This window comes from Alcaligenes sp. NLF5-7, from assembly GCF_024266725.1.
GTDB lineage: Bacteria > Pseudomonadota > Gammaproteobacteria > Burkholderiales > Burkholderiaceae_B > Alcaligenes > Alcaligenes phenolicus.
The window spans coordinates 2616159-2632208 of sequence record NZ_CP100755.1 but is presented as its reverse complement, the minus strand read 5'-3'; the positions used below and the strand labels follow the sequence as shown (position 1 = coordinate 2632208).

Annotated in this window: 18 protein-coding genes; 9 read left to right on the top strand and 9 right to left on the bottom strand. The window is 56.4% G+C overall.

Annotated features, from left to right (window positions below):
• Positions 1-228 precede the first annotated feature (228 nt).
• The 4 genes from MID00_RS12070 (at position 229) to MID00_RS12055 (ending at position 3998) form a co-directional block, all read left to right on the top strand.
• On the top strand, positions 229-429 hold the full coding sequence (locus MID00_RS12070) for a hypothetical protein (protein ID WP_009454811.1): 201 nt from the start codon (positions 229-231) through the stop codon (positions 427-429).
• Between the two features lie 132 nt (positions 430-561).
• Positions 562-1707, top strand: coding sequence for a diguanylate cyclase (locus MID00_RS12065; RefSeq protein ID WP_009454810.1), 1146 nt, complete (start codon positions 562-564; stop codon positions 1705-1707).
• Positions 1708-1829: 122 nt separating this feature from the next.
• Positions 1830-3248, top strand: coding sequence for an indoleacetamide hydrolase (iaaH, locus tag MID00_RS12060; RefSeq protein WP_250756040.1), 1419 nt, complete (start codon positions 1830-1832; stop codon positions 3246-3248).
• 339 nt (positions 3249-3587) lie between these two features.
• Positions 3588-3998: a DUF1697 domain-containing protein gene (locus MID00_RS12055; protein ID WP_009454806.1), complete on the top strand. Its 411-nt coding sequence runs from the start codon at positions 3588-3590 to the stop codon at positions 3996-3998.
• 34 nt (positions 3999-4032) lie between these two features.
• Here MID00_RS12055 and MID00_RS12050 read toward each other — a convergent pair whose 3' ends face one another.
• On the bottom strand, positions 4033-4566 hold the full coding sequence (locus MID00_RS12050; protein WP_254498883.1) for an aminoglycoside phosphotransferase family protein: 534 nt from the start codon (positions 4564-4566) through the stop codon (positions 4033-4035).
• Between the two features lie 320 nt (positions 4567-4886).
• Between MID00_RS12050 and MID00_RS12045 the strand changes: the two genes are divergently transcribed.
• The 4 genes from MID00_RS12045 (at position 4887) to pyrF (ending at position 8226) form a co-directional block, all read left to right on the top strand.
• Positions 4887-5174: a co-chaperone GroES gene (locus MID00_RS12045; RefSeq protein WP_009454802.1), complete on the top strand. Its 288-nt coding sequence runs from the start codon at positions 4887-4889 to the stop codon at positions 5172-5174.
• Between the two features lie 34 nt (positions 5175-5208).
• The gene (gene groL / locus MID00_RS12040; protein ID WP_009454800.1) at positions 5209-6855 is read left to right on the top strand and encodes a chaperonin GroEL; all 1647 of its coding nucleotides are present in this window, start codon (positions 5209-5211) and stop codon (positions 6853-6855) included.
• Between the two features lie 154 nt (positions 6856-7009).
• A complete protein-coding gene (locus MID00_RS12035; RefSeq protein ID WP_009454798.1) occupies positions 7010-7393 on the top strand; it encodes a diacylglycerol kinase in 384 nt (127 codons plus the stop codon).
• A gap of 5 nt (positions 7394-7398) precedes the next feature.
• A complete protein-coding gene (gene pyrF, locus MID00_RS12030; RefSeq protein ID WP_009454796.1) occupies positions 7399-8226 on the top strand; it encodes an orotidine-5'-phosphate decarboxylase in 828 nt (275 codons plus the stop codon).
• Between the two features lie 401 nt (positions 8227-8627).
• On the opposite strand, the gene MID00_RS12025 is transcribed toward pyrF, so the two are convergent.
• Entirely contained in the window at positions 8628-9896 is a 1269-nt protein-coding gene (locus MID00_RS12025) for a CaiB/BaiF CoA-transferase family protein (protein ID WP_254498882.1), read from the bottom strand.
• 10 nt (positions 9897-9906) lie between these two features.
• Positions 9907-10893: a tripartite tricarboxylate transporter substrate binding protein gene (locus tag MID00_RS12020; protein WP_254498881.1), complete on the bottom strand. Its 987-nt coding sequence runs from the start codon at positions 10891-10893 to the stop codon at positions 9907-9909.
• Between the two features lie 149 nt (positions 10894-11042).
• On the opposite strand from MID00_RS12020, the gene MID00_RS12015 reads away from it, so the two are divergent.
• On the top strand, positions 11043-11843 hold the full coding sequence (locus MID00_RS12015; protein ID WP_022983221.1) for an IclR family transcriptional regulator C-terminal domain-containing protein: 801 nt from the start codon (positions 11043-11045) through the stop codon (positions 11841-11843).
• A 4-nt stretch (positions 11844-11847) separates the two neighbouring features.
• Here the strand turns inward: MID00_RS12015 and MID00_RS12010 are convergent, their stop codons facing one another.
• From MID00_RS12010 to ribBA, 6 genes are read right to left on the bottom strand one after another with little or no spacing between them, the layout of a single operon-like run.
• Positions 11848-12354, bottom strand: a complete 507-nt coding sequence (locus MID00_RS12010; RefSeq protein WP_009454788.1) for a CinA family protein — start codon at positions 12352-12354, stop codon at positions 11848-11850.
• Positions 12351-12872, bottom strand: coding sequence for a phosphatidylglycerophosphatase A (locus MID00_RS12005; protein ID WP_009454786.1), 522 nt, complete (start codon positions 12870-12872; stop codon positions 12351-12353). Before MID00_RS12005 ends, MID00_RS12010 begins: the two co-directional genes overlap by 4 nt.
• Positions 12873-12881: 9 nt before the next feature.
• On the bottom strand, positions 12882-13844 hold the full coding sequence (thiL, locus tag MID00_RS12000) for a thiamine-phosphate kinase (RefSeq protein ID WP_035273371.1): 963 nt from the start codon (positions 13842-13844) through the stop codon (positions 12882-12884).
• Positions 13845-13857: 13 nt separating this feature from the next.
• The gene (nusB, locus tag MID00_RS11995; RefSeq protein ID WP_042488795.1) at positions 13858-14373 is read right to left on the bottom strand and encodes a transcription antitermination factor NusB; all 516 of its coding nucleotides are present in this window, start codon (positions 14371-14373) and stop codon (positions 13858-13860) included.
• A complete protein-coding gene (ribH, locus tag MID00_RS11990; protein WP_009454781.1) occupies positions 14327-14845 on the bottom strand; it encodes a 6,7-dimethyl-8-ribityllumazine synthase in 519 nt (172 codons plus the stop codon). Before ribH ends, nusB begins: the two co-directional genes overlap by 47 nt.
• A gap of 14 nt (positions 14846-14859) precedes the next feature.
• Complete coding sequence (gene ribBA, locus MID00_RS11985) at positions 14860-16026, bottom strand: bifunctional 3,4-dihydroxy-2-butanone-4-phosphate synthase/GTP cyclohydrolase II (RefSeq protein WP_009454780.1); 1167 nt, start codon at positions 16024-16026, stop codon at positions 14860-14862.
• Between the last annotated feature and the right edge of the window lie 24 nt (positions 16027-16050).

Below are 16050 nucleotides of genomic sequence, written 5' to 3'. Positions count from 1 at the left end.
CTTTTTGCTGTTCTGGTGCTCTGAAAATAAACGCAGGTAAGAGAAGATATATGTCTTTTTAAGGTCATATGTCAGCTCGGAAATTAAACAACCCAATAGAACGCTTGGGTTGCCTTGCCGTTTGCTGGCGTAATGTTGTTTGTTCAGTACTCCACCTTGGCAGAAAGACGCCACTTGGAGCAATTTGAGGGCGAAACGTAACTGTAATGCCGCTCTATGAGCTAATTGATGATGGATTCAGGGGTATTTTTCGTGGCTCAATTTCCTGCCATGAAAAATACAGTTGGAGGTGGGCTGTCTCAACTGTCTGTTTTCGGTGTGGTTTTGAAAAGTATTCCTGATTTTTTGTTTAGCTTAGGTAAACAATCCTTCCCCTTGTCTGTCCTTCTCATTCTGCGCAGCCTTCCCTTAACGGAAACCGGCTCATAAAGCAGATCAAAACTTCCTCTTTTCTCTGATTAAACTGTTTGTTCTCAATCGATAAGCGTCTGCCCTGCAGCAATATCGTTACAATTGTTGTAACGCCAGTTTTCAACTCTTCTTAATGCACGCGAACACACCGTGTCCTCTCCGAACCAGTATTTCGTTCTGATCGTCCCTGCCTGCGCGGCATTGCTGGGCATCGCGATGATTTACTGCTGGAGCCGTCTACGCGATCACCGTTACCTGCTCTGGATTGCCTCGGGGTATATCTCCACGGCTATTCCTATGGGGATCCATAGCCTGATGCCCAATGAGCAACTCGCCCGCTGGACTCTGCCCTTGTCGGCTATGTATTTATATGGTGTCTGGGCCTTGTCTCATGGGGTCGCCTTGCGTTTTGGCGGACGTGCTCATCCCAGATTGGCTGGGGCAATCGTCCTCGTCACGCTGGGGCTGCTTTTTTATTTTTCCCAGATTGATGATGATCTCTGGCTGCGTTTACAAATTCTGAACTGGGGCCTGGCCTTGTTGGTTGCTTTGCCCATCAAGTCGATCTTGTCCGGCAGGTCACGCACGATTCCTTTGGCAACGCTGTTGCGGGCCTCTTACCTGACGGCCTTGCTCTATGCCTTTGTTCGTGTATTTGCGCTGGCCACGTTGATCCCTCACGAGATGCAGCCAGAGCTGACCCGCTCCGGTTTATGGCTCTTGATGCTGGCAACCAATATGTTCATCAGCATCTGGGTAGCGCTGGCTATTTTGACCAGCACCGCCATGTCGATTGTGCAGACGCTGGATCATGAGCGCAGCCGGGACCCTTTAACCCGTTTGTTGAATCGTCGTGCATTTTTCGAGCAGGTTAAAAAACGCCTGGAACTGTATGGTCATAGTGGTTGGGCGGTCATGACCTGCGATCTGGACCACTTCAAGATGGTCAATGACACCTGGGGCCATGCAGCGGGCGATCGGGCCTTGAAGGAGTTCGGGGCCTTACTGGCTCGCACGGTTCGCCAGGACGATTTGGCAGCCCGCTTTGGGGGCGAGGAGTTTGTCTTGCTGATACGCAGTACCAGCTTGCATACCGCCGTGCTGGTTGCCGAGCGTTTGCGCAGCAGTGTGATGAATCTGCATATCCCCGCCACGGCGCATACGCTGACGGCCAGTTTCGGTGTGGTTCAGCTAAACAGCAATGGCGACATCAAGCAGGCCATTGAGCAAGCTGACCGGCTTTTGTACGAAGCCAAGCATGCTGGCCGCAACAAGGTCGTTTGGAAGGCGTCCTGAGTTATTCCTCCTGCTTGCTGATACCCTTACAGTCTCTTTTTTCAAGACAGCCCCGTTAGAGGCTGATTGATAGGACTATCACAGCAAAAGCCGGGGGCGTTCACGCCTCCCCAGGAGACCCCATGTCACTTACCGAACTTAGCGCCAGCGAACTGCTGGCAGGTCTGGAAAAAAGCCAGTTCAGCGCCCGTGAGATTGCCGACGAGCTGCTCAAGCAATCACAAGAAATGGCCCATTTGGGCGGTCTGGCACATTTGGATTCAGCGCTGTTTTACCAGCAGGCCGATCAGTCTGATGCACGCCGCGCCCGTGGCGAAGCCTTGGCGCTGGACGGCGTGCCTTTGGTGATGAAAGACAACCTGAACACCACGGACATGCCCACCACGTCCAGCACCGGCGCCCTGCAAGGTCGCGTGCCGCTGAAAGATGCAGATGTAGTCGCACAATTGCGCAAGGCCGGTGCCGTGCTGCCCGCCAAGTCCGTGATGCACGAACTGGCTTTTGGGATTACGACCAATAACGCCACTACGGGCCCCAGTCGCAACCCTTATGATCCAAGTCGTATTCCCGGCGGCTCTTCCGGTGGCACTGCAACGGTTGTGGCAGCTCGTCAGTTTCCAGCTGGCTTGGGCACGGATACGGGCGCTTCGGTGCGTTTACCTGCCGCGCTTTGCGGCCTGTACGGTTTCCGTCCTACAGTGGGCCGTTATTCGGGCCAGGGCATTGTGCCCTTGTCCCCTACCCGCGATACAGCAGGCCCCATGACTCGCAGTCTGGCTGACATCAGCTTGCTGGACAGCCTGCTCTGCCAGAAGACCCCTACTGTGATTGCCACTCCTTCCTTGAAGGAACTGCGTCTGGGCGTACCCCGTGACAGCTTCTGGAAAGATATGGATGCCGGTGTGGCCGACGTGACCCTGGCATTTCTGGATGATTTGCAAAAAGCCGGTGTCACGCTGGTCGATGTAGACCTGTCTCCGGTTCTGAAGATCAATGCCCGCGTCGGCATGCCGATTGTGCTGTATGAAACCTTGCAGAACCTGCCTTTGTACCTGGCCGAAAACAAGTACGACATTAGCTTGGACGAGTTGATTGCGGGCATTCACAGCCCCGATGTGAAAGAGATTTTCGACGCCATTACGGGCGACTACACCATCAGCCAGGAAGCCTACGAAGAAGCGCTGAATGTAAACCGCCCCCTGATGCAACAGGCCTATGCAGACCTGCTGCGCCAGTCCAATGTCAGTGGCTTGATCTTCCCGACCAGCCCGCTGACCGCCTGCCCGATTGGCGATGATGAAAGCACCATGATGAACGGCAAGGCAGTGCCTACCTTCAACACCTACATCTCGCGTACCGACTTGGGTTCGAACCTGGGCGCACCGGGCATTTCCCTGCCTATCGGTCTGTCGGGCGGTTTGCCGGTGGGGATGCTGATTGAAGCGGGTATCGGTGCAGATGATCAGTTGCTGGCTCTTTGCCGGGCGATTGATCCTTTGCTGCCAACGACACCGGCACCGGATTTGAGCAAACGGGCATAAACGACGTAAAGACGGATTAAGCAATCTGCAGGCTACTGCACCAGGCTGAATAATTCGCCACATTCAAATGCCATCAGCCCAACAAGAAACAGGCCGAATTCCTAGGGAAATCGGCCTGTTTTTTTGATGAGGCTCCTCACGAAGGCGTCATGCGCCCGGGTCCGTATTACCGCCAAACCGCCGACGCAACATCTGCACCAACCAGCCGTGATGCTCACACAGAGCAGACTGACGAGCCTTGAAAACCAAACTCACTACTGTTTTTTAACACAGCATAAAATGGCGCACTGAAACTCCCGCCCGCACGGCAACACCCCAACCTCACGGCCAGCACACACCATGAATACACAGATTCTTTTATTGCGCGGCCTCATGCCTACCGGCAAGAACAAGCTGGGCGGAGATATTCAGGTTATCGCCCGAACACCGACTTATTTCATGCGGGTGATGGCGAACAATCCTTTCAAGGACGAAAGCCCCAGCCAGCTATATTTCACCCTGCTGCGCTCCCCAGCAGACAGCGCCTTACTCCATGCCTTCCACGCCCTGGAGCACGCACCGGATCAGGTCCGCATCATTGATGACATCGTCTATATAGTGTGCGCAACCCGGTATCGAGACCTGAAAGCCAACAATAATTTCATCGAGAGAAAGCTCAAGGTCGTTGCGACGACACGCAACTTCACCACCATGAGCAAGCTGATCGCCTTGAGTACGGGTAATGAAATAATGATGAACCCCTCAAGCTAAGGCCTGTCGAGCCAGATCTGCAACGGCCAACTCTTTATTGGCCTCGGTGCGCATCCCCGTGCAGAACGACCTGATCACGCTGATCTCGCAGCAGCTCATTGGCCACTAGTGCGCATTCAGCCATCAGACCGCCCTCTTGCTGCGCCATCGGTGCCAGCGATTCAAAAAAATCGCTCAGGGGGCGCAAATTGTCAGGTGGGGCCGAAGGTCGGTTTGAATGCAATTGTTCAAGGGCACGGCAGATACAGGTCGTCGCTGCATCATCTTCCCCTTCTAAAGCCATGCGCAATAAGTCCCTGGAGCCCGTTGCACGCTCCATCAGCAACGCTCCAGAGTCTGGGTCCAGCGCATATACATGCGCCGCGCCATCGCCAGCCCACCATTGCAGCACTTGGCCGCCGATACGCTCATCAAGATCTCGTGTGATTTTGATCATCGCCGGCTGCCCCTCCAACTTCCCGGTCAGCCGCACGGGCATCAGATCGCTGGTCGCAGTGCTGAAAGGCTTGCCAGCGGCCTGAGCCCCCCAGCGTTGGAGAAAGACATTGAATAGGTTGAAGTTGGACATTGCGCTGGTTTTCGTGGAAATCTCTTTAGACAAAAGAAAGCCTGGCGTTCGATCATGCCCGACCGCTCATGATCGAAAGCGCCCAGCTTAACTGAGCTTGCCTTATGAATGTGAGCCCAAGTTCAGACACGCACCAGAACCCGGCGTTTCCCTCCCCCCTACTTCACGCCCCAGGACAAATATGTAACAGCCTGACCCTGGTGCTCTTGAAATTAGAAAAGTCGTCCCTATAATTAGCACTCGAAGGGGTTGAGTGCTAAAACGCCTCGCCCCCACAATCGGACCAACAACTAAAGTCATCTTTAAACAGGAGTTTCTCCATGGCACTGCGTCCTTTGAACGATCGTGTGATCGTCAAGCGTCTGGACAACGAACGCACCACCGCTTCCGGTATCGTTATCCCCGAGAGCGCGACTGAAAAGCCCGATCAAGGCGAAATCCTGGCCGTTGGCCCCGGTAAGAAAACCGAGGACGGCAAGGTTCTGGCGCTGGATCTGAAGGTCGGCGACAAAGTTCTGTTTGGCAAATACTCCGGCCAGGCCGTCAAGATCGACGGCGAAGAGCTGCTGGTGATCCGCGAAGAAGAAATCTTCGCCGTGATCGAATAAGTACCGCCAACGAAAATTCAATAGGATTCAAACCATGACCGCAAAACAAGTTTACTTCGGCGACGACGCACGTACCCGCATCGTACGCGGCGTCAATATTCTGGCTAACGCTGTTAAGACCACCATGGGCCCCAAAGGCCGTAACGTTGTTCTGGACCGCTCTTTCGGCGCTCCTACCGTTACTAAAGACGGTGTGTCCGTTGCCAAAGAAATCGAACTGAAAGACAAGTTCGAGAACATCGGTGCTCAACTGGTTAAAGAAGTTGCTTCCAAAACTTCCGACAACGCCGGTGACGGTACCACTACCGCTACTGTGCTGGCCCAAGCCATCGTTGAAGAAGGCCTGAAGTTTGTTGCCGCAGGCATCAACCCAATGGACCTGAAGCGCGGTATCGACAAGGCTGTTGGCGTTGTGGTTGACGAACTGCGTCAACTGTCCCGTCCTTGCACCACCAGCAAAGAAATTGCTCAGGTCGGTTCCATTTCCGCCAACAGCGACCACTCCATTGGTGAGATCATCGCCAATGCCATGGACAAAGTGGGCAAAGAAGGCGTAATTACCGTTGAAGACGGCAAGTCCCTGGAAAACGAACTGGACGTGGTCGAAGGTATGCAGTTTGACCGCGGCTACCTGTCCCCTTACTTCATCAACAACGCTGACAAGCAAGTTGCTGTTCTGGACGATCCGTTTGTTCTGATTTTCGACAAGAAAATCTCCAACATCCGTGACCTGCTGCCCGTACTGGAGCAAGTTGCCAAGACCAGCCGTCCTTTGCTGATCGTTGCTGAAGATGTGGAAGGCGAAGCCCTGGCTACTCTGGTTGTGAACAACATCCGTGGCATTCTGAAGACTACCGCCGTTAAAGCTCCTGGCTTTGGCGATCGTCGCAAAGCCATGCTGGAAGACATCGCTATCCTGACTGGCGGTACCGTGATCTCCGAAGAAACCGGTATGTCCCTGGAAAAAGCGACTCTGGACGACCTGGGTCAGGCCAAGCGCATTGAAGTGGCCAAAGAAAACACCACGATCATCGACGGCGCTGGCAACGGCACCGACATCGAAGCTCGCGTGAAACAAATCCGCGTTCAGATCGACGAGTCCACTTCCGACTACGACCGTGAAAAACTGCAAGAGCGCGTGGCCAAGCTGGCTGGCGGTGTTGCCGTGATTCGCGTTGGCGCTGCCACCGAAGTCGAAATGAAAGAGAAGAAAGCCCGCGTTGAAGACGCCCTGCACGCTACTCGCGCAGCCGTCGAAGAAGGTATCGTTCCTGGCGGTGGCGTTGCACTGATTCGTGCCCGCGCAGCTGTTGCCCAACTGAAAGGCGACAACACCGACCAAGACGCCGGTATCAAGCTGATCCTGCGTGCTATCGAAGCTCCTTTGCGCACCATCGTTTCCAACGCCGGCGAAGAAGCCAGCGTGGTTGTTAACCAAGTGGCCAGCGGCACCGGCACCTACGGTTACAACGCTGCTACTGGCGAATACGGTGACCTGGTCGAGCAAGGCGTTCTGGACCCAACCAAGGTGACTCGCACTGCCCTGCAAAACGCAGCTTCGATCGCCAGCCTGTTGCTGACCACCGAAGTGGCCGTGACCGAAATCGTGGAAGACAAACCTGCTCCAGCCATGCCTGACATGGGTGGCATGGGCGGCATGGGTGGTATGGGCGGCTTCTAAGCCACTTATCAGCACCCCGATCCGGGCGGAAATTGATCACTTCTGCCCTGATCGCCACGCTTTTAGTACAAAAACCGGATGGATTTTTCCATCCGGTTTTTTTTCGCCCAAGCAAACCCCTATAATCAGGGCACTTCAATCTGCAGCGTCCTTCATGTCAGACTCTCCATTCAAAAGCAAAGGCGGTGTTGGTCGCCTGTTCAATGCCCTGCGCTACTCCAGCCAGGGCCTGGCCGCTGCCCTGCGCCATGAGGCTGCCTTTCGCCAGGAACTGGCGCTGGCTGTCATCCTGACGCCACTGGCATTCTGGCTGGGGCAAACCCCGGCGGAGATTCTGGTCCTGCTGGGCACACTAGTCTTTGTGCTGGTGGTGGAGCTGCTGAACTCGGCCCTGGAGGCCCTGGCCGACACGATTACCCTGGAGCACCACCCCTTGATCGGGCGGGCCAAGGATCTGGCCAGTGCTGCCGTGCTGCTGTCCCTTATTTTTGCTGGTGCCGTCTGGCTCAGCTTTTTGTATAGCCGTTTACTTTCCTGATTCCCATGACATTCATAGAAAAACTGAACCGTGCCTGGACGGACAACCAATCCATGCTGATGGTGGGTCTGGACCCAGACCCTGCCCGCCTGCCTTTGGAGCTGGCCAGCAAACCCGGCGCGATTTATGAGTTCTGCAAAGCGATTGTGGACGTCACCGCCGACTACACCTGCGGCATCAAACCACAGATTGCCTACTTTGCCGCTCAGGGTGCCGAGGATCAGTTGCAAGACCTGTGCGACTACATTCGCAGCCGCTACCCTCACCTGCCCATCGTGCTCGATGCCAAGCGTGGGGACGTGGGTTCGACAGCCGAGCAGTACGCACGCGAAGCCTTTGAGCGCTACCGCGCAGACGCCGTCACCGTCAGCCCCTACATGGGCTTTGACTCGGTAGAGCCGTACCTGGAGCACAAGGACAAGGGCGTGATCGTGCTGTGCCGCACCTCCAACCCTGGTGGCTCGGACCTGCAATTCATGGAAATGGCCGACGGTACCCCGTTGTACCTGCACGTAGCCAGCCTGGTGGCAGAGAAATGGAATACAAACGGCCAATGTGCTTTGGTGGTGGGCGCAACCTTCCCCGAGGAAATTGGCAAGGTACGTGCCCGTATTGGCGATATGCCTTTGCTGGTGCCCGGCATTGGCGCACAAGGTGGCGATGTGGTCGCCACCGTTGCTGCTGGTATGGACTCGCACGGTAACGGCATGATGATCAACTCGTCGCGCGCCATTCTGTACGCCAGCCGTGGCGATGACTGGCGTGATGCGGCACAAGCTGCAGCGATTGCTACGCGCAATGCGATTAATGATGCGCGCAACAAGCAGCGTTGATTGATGGCCCTCCCGGCTTGTCGAACAAGTCCGGGGATCGCGACAGCGACAGCGACAGCGACAGCGACAGCGACAGCGACAGCGACAGCGACAGCGACAGCAATTAGTGTAGATACAAGAAAGCCCCACTCACTTGGATTCAATCCAAAGTGAGTGGGGCTTCTTATTTATTAAGCTATGACCGATAGGACCCGCTCAGGCTCAGTTGAGCCTTAAGCGTAAGAAGCAGCTTCCCCCTACTGAGTCACGAGGCCTAGGCCAGGGTCTGACCTGTATTTCAGGTAGCAGGGGCGGTGTCAATCAGACACTACTTCTGCCACAAGTCCAAACGCTAAACTAGGCCTGCGCCTCGACTCTGACACTGGTTCAAATTCTGGTTTGGCTTCGGCTTTTAACCCTGCTCAAGCCTGGTTCCGGTTGCGCCACTGCTTCAGCTCCGGGCTATCGGCTCCCAGCAAACTCTCCAGCGCCTGCTCGGTATGCTCGCCCAATTGTGGCGGAGCCATACGGTAGGACACCGGGCTATCTGAAAAGCGCATGGGGCTGGCCGTCATGCTGACCTTGCCGGCCTGGCTGTGGTCCAGCTCGATCCGCATGTTCCGGGCCTGGACCTGCGGGTGGGAGAACACACCATGCAGATCATTGATAGGTCCGGCTGGCACGCCAATCTTGTCCAGGACGTCCAGCCAATAAGCGCTAGGATGCTGTTGCATCGCGGCACTCAGAATCTGCTCCAGCTCATCCCTGTGCTTGACCCGCTGACTGTTAATGTTGAAACGCGAATCCTCAACAATTTCCGGGTGTCCAATTGCTTCGCAATAAGCCGCGAACTGACGGTTATTGCCGATAGCCACAATGATGTGGCCATCTGCCGTTGGGAACACCTGATACGGCACCAGATTCTGATGTGCATTACCGGCTCGCTTCGGTGCCTGCCCACTGACCAGATAATTCATGTTCTGGTTCGCCAGCATGGCTACCTGACAGTCCAGCAAGGCAATGTCGATATGCTGCCCCAAACCACTGCGTGAGCGTTCAAACAAGGCGGCCAGAATGCTGCTGGTGGCATACATGCCCGTCATCAAGTCCGCGACGGCAACCCCCGCTTTCTGAGGACCACCGCCGGGCTTGTCATCACGCTCGCCCGTCAGGCTCATCATGCCGCCCATGGCCTGGATCATGAAGTCATAACCCGGACGCTCGGCATAAGGACCAGTCTGGCCAAAGCCGGTAATCGAGCAATAAATCAGGCGAGGGTTGATCTCTTTCAAGCTGGCGTAGTCCAGGCCGTATTTAGCCAGACCCCCCACCTTGAAGTTCTCCACCAGAATGTCGCATTCCCGCGCCATGGCACGCACCACATCCGCCCCTTCCTGGCTGGCAATGTCCAGGCTGATCGACTGCTTGTTACGGTTGGCCGACAAGTAATAGGCCGCTTCAGCCGTATCTTCCTTTTCAGGTGTCTGCAAAAAGGGCGGGCCCCAGGCGCGGGTATCGTCGCCGGTTTCGGGTCGCTCTATCTTGTAGACATTGGCCCCCAGGTCGGCCAGGTTCTGTGTGCACCATGGGCCAGCCAGAATGCGTGTCAGATCCAGAACCCGGATACCATCCAAAGGGGCAGGACGCGTCGCCTGCGAGGCGTGCTGATCGCTCACGTTACAGTGCTCCATTCAAAAACAATTAGTCCAGCGTGATATTGGCTTGCTTGATCAGGCTGCCCAATTTCTCGTCTTCCTGACGCAGGAACTCGGCGTACTCGGCAGGGGTGGAGGAAATGATGTCCACGCCCTGACGACGGAAGGTTTCAACAAACTCGCTGTTCTCGCTGACGGTTTTCATGGCCTGGCTCAGGCGATCAATAATTTCAATAGGCGTGCCGCTGCTGACGTGGAAACCAAACCAGGCTGTCACGTTATAGCCCTGGTTCAGGCCCAACTCTGCAAAGGTTGGAACCTCTGGCAACAAGGAGGAACGCTCCGGACCGGACACAGCCAGGGGACGCACAGTATTGGCGTTGATGTGCGTAATTGCGGTGCCCATGCTGTCGAACATGAAGGAGATGTGACCACCTAGCAGATCGGTCATGGCAGGTGCGCTGCCACGGTAAGGAGCGTGGATGACGTCGATATTGGCCATCGTGGTAAAGGCGGCAGCCGACAGGTGCGAGGACGAGCCATTACCAAAGGAAGCGTAAGTCAGATCATCGGGCTTGGCGCGAGCATGACTGATCAGCTCCTCGCCCGTATTGAATGGGCTTTGCTTGGCGTTCACCACCAGCACGTTCTGCCCTTCCGCCACCAGAGAAACAGCGGCCAGATCCTGCGCCGGATCGTAAGGCAGTTTCTTGTAAAGGTGGTTGTTCACCACGGCCTGACCAACCGCAGCCAGCAGGACGGTATAGCCATCGGGGGCAGATTTCGCGACGAAGTCCGTAGCGATAATGCCGCTGGCACCGGGCTTGTTTTCCACAATGATGATCTGGCCCAGATCCTTGGACAGTTGCTGCGCGACACCTCGGGCAATCACGTCAGTCACACCGCCCGGCGTAAAGGGCACAACCAGACGGATAGGCTTGTCCGGATACGCGGCTTGCGCGCCCAAGGAACAAAACAACAAACCCATTCCGGCCAGAAGAGGAGCCACTTTACGGGCTAGAATTTTTTTCATGCATCACTCCAAACTTATTTCGTCCGATAATCGAACTTGATTATTAAATTGCTAAGTCTTGTTTTTTTTACAATTTATCATCGATAATTCTTGTGAATCCCATCAAGTTCGTTAATCGAACAAAACTAGACCTTGCCACTTCCTGAGCCATGACAACAAATAAAGAGACAGGCCCCGCCACCAGCAGCTACAAAGGCGACCCGGATTACATGCAATCGCTAGCCCGTGGTTTGCAGGTGATTACGGCTTTTTCAGATAGAAGACGCCCATTGCGGGCCGCAGAAATTGCCCTGAAAACGGGTCTGGCACGGGCGGTGGTGCAGCGCTGCCTCTACACGCTGCAAGCCCTGGGCTATGCAGAGCAGGAAGGTCCGTTCTGGAAGCTGCGTCCGGCGATTTTGCAGCTGGGCCATGCCTACTTTTCTTCGACCTCCATCGTCAGTCTGGCCCAGCCCATACTGGACGACCTGAGTGACCGCGTCGGTGAAACCTGTGCACTGGCCTTGCTGGATGGGGACGAAATTCTGTATCTGGCACGCGCCCAACGACAGCGTGTACTGACTGTGTCTCTGGGCCTGGGTAGCCGCCTGCCTGCTCACTGCACCTCTATCGGGCGAATGATGCTGTCGCAGTTGCCGCAAAGCAGGCTGGATGCCTACCTGGAGCTGGCTCCCTTCAAGATCATGACGCAATACACCGCCCATACTCGCGAGGCCTTGCTGCGCGAATTGAAGCAGGTGCAGGAAAAGGATTATTCCTTGATCAAGGAAGAACTGGAACTGGGTCTAACGGCAATTGGCGTACCCGTGCGCAGTGCCAGCGGGCGCGTTGTGGCCGGGATGAGCATCAGCATCAAGGACTGGCAGGACACAGAAGAAAAGCTGATCCAGCGCTGCCTGCCCGAACTACGTTCGAGCGCCAGGCAGCTGGGTTTGATGTTGCCGGCCTGAGCAATCAGGCGGGATTGAGCATGGTCAGCGCACTGGCCAAGGCGTATTCCACGGCCTGCTGACGGATTTGGGCCCGGTCTCCGTCAAAGATACGGGCAGAGGCGCGGGTCACAATGCCATCACCCCGGCGCTGTGCAAAACCAAAGCACACCAGGCCAACCGGCTTGCCCGCTGTAGCTCCATCCGGACCGGCAATGCCGGTCGTGGAAATCGCCAGTTCCGCGTCTGCGGTAGCTTGCAGCGCACCCGCCGCCATTTCCATGGCGGTTTCTTCACTGACCGCACCGAAACGATCCAGCGTGTCCTGGTTCACGCCCAGTTCCTGAACCTTGGCCTTATTGCTGTAGGTAACCAGACCGCGCTCGAACCAGGCGCTGGAGCCGGGCAGGTCCGTCAGGGCAGCAGCCAGCAGGCCACCGGTACATGACTCGGCGCAGGCCACCATCCAGCCGCGATCTTTCAGGGCTCGCCCCAGGGCCAGGGCGGCATTGCCGTGCTCGTAATCGCTCATGAGAAAACTCCAAAACGTACCAAGACAGCCATCAGCAACAAGGTATAGCCTGCTGCCAGGAGATCGTCCCACATAACGCCAAAACCATTATGCAGACGACGATCAAAATAGCGGATTGGCGGTGGTTTGAGAATATCAAAGAAACGAAATAAAACGAATGCGATGCCCTGTGCAAGCCAGGTCTGCGGAATCAGCCACAGCACCAGCCAGAAGGCGACCATCTCATCCCAATTCATGCCGCTGTGATCGGACACGCCCAGGTCGTAGCCCGTGCGGTGGCAAGCCCAGCAGCCAATGAAAAAGGTAAGTGGCAAGAAAATGGCCATTTGCGTGTCGGTCAGCACATGCAGACCCAAGACCCACAAGACCCAGGCCAGCACCGTGCCCCAGGTACCCGGCCCCGGACGCAATACGCCGGTACCGCCGCCAAAGGCAATCAGGCGCCAAGGCTTTTTCACCACCCAATCCAGGGTAGGACGTTGAATGGGATTCAAGGAGGGATCAGGAAATGTGCTCATGACACAGACTCAGCCACCAAAATGATCGAAACCGCCCTGGGCAGGGGCAGGATGCAGACCCTGTTGATCACGCACGTACACCCCGCTACCAGCGTGCATGGAGCCAATACGGCTAAGCTGCACGCCTTCGCGCTGGGCCAGCGCCATGATGGACTCCCGTTGTTGGGGAGCCCCCGTAAAACACAATTGAAAAACGTCACCACCAACCAGAACCGCTTCGCGTTGCAGCTCGGCAGGCAAACCCTTTAAGGAAAGATCCAGCGGCAAGGCGTCCCAATCCAGATGGGCGGCACATTGGCTGGCTTTGGCGATATGGCCCAGGTCTTGAACCAGGCCATCAGACACATCAATGGCAGCATGAGCCAAACCTGCCAGGGCATGGCCCAGGCGGTAAGGCGGCCAGGGTTGTTCCAAGGCTGGGCGGCTGGCAGCCAGACGATCCGGGTCCGCAGCCAGTCGACCTTGCAAGAGGCGCAAGGCAATGTCTGCCGCCCCCAACGTCCCCGTCAACCAGATGTCGTCACCAGCTTGAGCCGCACTGCGTTGCAAGGCCTGTCCCACCGGGACTTCACCCAGCACCGTAATGCTGATGACCACCCCTTGCTTGCTGCGCGTGGTATCGCCACCGATCAAGGGGCATTGCGCCTGATCGGCCAGTTCAAACAAACCTTTGGAGAATGCGGCCAGCCACTCGGGCCGGACTTCGGGCATGGACAAAGCCAGGAGGCAGGCTCGTGGCTTGGCCCCCATGGCGCCCAGGTCCGACAGGTTCACGGCCAGCGCCTTGTGCCCCAAGAGAAAGGGGTCCACATCGGGAAAGAAATGTTGCCCTTCGATCAGCAGATCCACGCTGCTGGCCAGTTGCCAGCCGGGTGTTGGAGTAAAAAGGGCGCAATCGTCGCCCACTCCCAAATAGCCTTCGGGAGCGGGACGATTGAAATACTGCTGGATAAGACCGAACTCGTTCAGCACGGCACGCCCCGTTTTAGCGGCGGGCCTGCTTGGCAACTTCAGGTGCGCGTACGTCGGCGGCCAATTTGTCCAGCACGCCGTTCACGAATTTGAAACCGTCGGTGCCGCCAAAGGACTTGGCCAGTTCAACGGCTTCGTTAATGGCAACGCGGTAAGGCACTTCAACGTGATGCACCAGTTCGTAGCTGCCAATCAGCAAGATGCCGTGTTCGATGGGAGAGAGCTCTTCCAAAGGACGATCCACATACGGCAAAAAGCGTTCGCGCAGCACAGGGGCTTCGCGCATGACGCCGAACAGCAAGGTTTTGAACCAGGCTGCGTCGGCTTCGCCAAACTCCTCGTCGCCCCGGATATGGGCGTCGATGGAGGTGGCTTCCTGCAGGCCATCAGCACCTCGCAACAGCCAGGAGTAGATGCCCTGCAGGGCAAATTCGCGCGAGCGGCGGCGCGCGGATCGTCCGTTGGCCTTGCTGGCCGGGACTTTATTTGTCGTCGTCAAGATCTTCGTCCTCGTAATCTTCGTCCTCATCGTCGTCCAGCTCGGGTTCGAGGACGGCGATAAGATTGCCCAGCTCGACCGCTGTACGGGCGCAATCGCGACCTTTTTCAGCAGCACGAATCTCGGCTTGTTCATCTGTGTTGGTGGTCAGTACACCGTTGGCAACAGGAATACCGGTTGCCAGGGAGACTTGAGTAATGGCCGAAGCGCTTTCATTGCTGACCACTTCAAAGTGGTAGGTGTCACCGCGGATAACAGCACCCAGAGCGATCAGGGCATCAAATTCGCCGGTTTCAGCCATCTGGCCCAGGGTGATGCCCAGTTCCAGCGCGCCGGGGACGGACAGAACGGTCACGTCGCGCTCGTCTACACCCAAAGCTTCCAGCTCTTTCAAGCAGGCTTCCAACTCGGTCAGACCGATGGATTCATTAAAACGCGCACGCACAATACCAATGTGCAGACCTTCCCCATTCAGGTCAGGGGTAACAATGTAAGGATTCATGTTGGAAGCTCCGCTTAGGATTGAGAGTCTGGTTCGCTATGGTAACCCGTCACGGTCAATGCAAACCCGGCCATGCTTGGCATTTTACGTGGTCGCGACATCAAACGGGCTTTACCAACATTGAGGTCACGCAAAATTTGTGCACCAATCCCGTAGGTGCGCAGATCGTTGCGGCTAGGGCGACCGCGTGGCGCCTGGGCCGGGCTGTCTGCAGCCCAAGCCTGAATCTGCTCGAAACTCTCTTCTTCGGAGCTCTGGCAGTTCATCAGCAAGACAACACCGCTGTCGGATTTGGCCACGGTACGCAACGCAGTGGGCAGGGTCCAACTGTGGCCCACATCCCCCTCGATCAGAACATCCAGCACGGTAGTCGGTTCATGTACACGCACCAGGGTTTCCACTTCCGGGCTGATTTCACCGTGCACCAGTGCCAGATGCAAGCCACCGGAAGACAGATCGCGGTAAGCGTGGCATTCAAATTCGCCATAAGGAGTCTTGACGGACTTCTTGTGCAAACGCTCGATCATGGACTCGTGTTCGCTGCGGTACTGGATCAGGTCCGCAATGGTGCCAACCTTGATGCCGTGTTCGCGGGCGAACACCAACAAATCGGGCAAACGCGCCATGGTGCCGTCAGGATTGAGCACTTCACAAATGACAGCAGCCGGGGTCAAGCCTGCCATCGCCGTCAAATCGCAGCCCGCTTCGGTGTGACCGGCACGCACCAGCACACCACCTTTGGCCGCCTTCAAGGGAAAAATGTGGCCAGGCTGCACCAGATCAATCGGACGTGCATCACGGGCCACGGCCGCTTGCACAGTACGGGCGCGGTCAGCAGCGGAAATGCCGGTCTCCACGCCTTCAGCCGCTTCAATCGACACCGTGAAGTTGGTGCCAAAGCGTGTACCGTTGCGGGTGGCCATCAAAGGCAGGTCCAGCTGACGGCAGCGCTCTTCGGTCAGCGTCAGGCAAACCAGACCGCGGCCATGCGTCACCATGAAGTTGATCGCCTCGGCATTTACGAATTCGGCGGCCATGACCAGATCGCCTTCGTTTTCGCGGTCCTCTTCGTCAACCAGAATAACCATGCGACCGGCGCGCAGCTCTTCAACAATCTCTGGAACGGGAGCGATTGGACTGGCGCCCAGTTGACCAGCGTCGGACTGAATTTCTTGATTCATCGTGCTCTTTGCTCAGACAGATAA

Excerpts from the sequence above, each read along its gene's own strand:
- MID00_RS12070 (WP_009454811.1), top strand. The coding sequence starts at position 229 with ATGATGGATTCAGGGGTATTTTTCGTGGCTCAATTTCCTGCCATGAAA.
- iaaH (WP_250756040.1), top strand. The coding sequence starts at position 1,830 with ATGTCACTTACCGAACTTAGCGCCAGCGAACTGCTGGCAGGTCTGGAA.
- MID00_RS12055 (WP_009454806.1), top strand. The coding sequence starts at position 3,588 with ATGAATACACAGATTCTTTTATTGCGCGGCCTCATGCCTACCGGCAAG.
- MID00_RS12050 (WP_254498883.1), bottom strand. The coding sequence starts at position 4,566 with ATGTCCAACTTCAACCTATTCAATGTCTTTCTCCAACGCTGGGGGGCT.
- MID00_RS12045 (WP_009454802.1), top strand. The coding sequence starts at position 4,887 with ATGGCACTGCGTCCTTTGAACGATCGTGTGATCGTCAAGCGTCTGGAC.
- groL (WP_009454800.1), top strand. The coding sequence starts at position 5,209 with ATGACCGCAAAACAAGTTTACTTCGGCGACGACGCACGTACCCGCATC.
- MID00_RS12035 (WP_009454798.1), top strand. The coding sequence starts at position 7,010 with ATGTCAGACTCTCCATTCAAAAGCAAAGGCGGTGTTGGTCGCCTGTTC.
- pyrF (WP_009454796.1), top strand. The coding sequence starts at position 7,399 with ATGACATTCATAGAAAAACTGAACCGTGCCTGGACGGACAACCAATCC.
- MID00_RS12025 (WP_254498882.1), bottom strand. The coding sequence starts at position 9,896 with ATGGAGCACTGTAACGTGAGCGATCAGCACGCCTCGCAGGCGACGCGT.
- MID00_RS12020 (WP_254498881.1), bottom strand. The coding sequence starts at position 10,893 with ATGAAAAAAATTCTAGCCCGTAAAGTGGCTCCTCTTCTGGCCGGAATG.
- MID00_RS12015 (WP_022983221.1), top strand. The coding sequence starts at position 11,043 with ATGACAACAAATAAAGAGACAGGCCCCGCCACCAGCAGCTACAAAGGC.
- MID00_RS12010 (WP_009454788.1), bottom strand. The coding sequence starts at position 12,354 with ATGAGCGATTACGAGCACGGCAATGCCGCCCTGGCCCTGGGGCGAGCC.
- MID00_RS12005 (WP_009454786.1), bottom strand. The coding sequence starts at position 12,872 with ATGAGCACATTTCCTGATCCCTCCTTGAATCCCATTCAACGTCCTACC.
- nusB (WP_042488795.1), bottom strand. The coding sequence starts at position 14,373 with ATGAGGACGAAGATTACGAGGACGAAGATCTTGACGACGACAAATAAA.
- ribH (WP_009454781.1), bottom strand. The coding sequence starts at position 14,845 with ATGAATCCTTACATTGTTACCCCTGACCTGAATGGGGAAGGTCTGCAC.
- ribBA (WP_009454780.1), bottom strand. The coding sequence starts at position 16,026 with ATGAATCAAGAAATTCAGTCCGACGCTGGTCAACTGGGCGCCAGTCCA.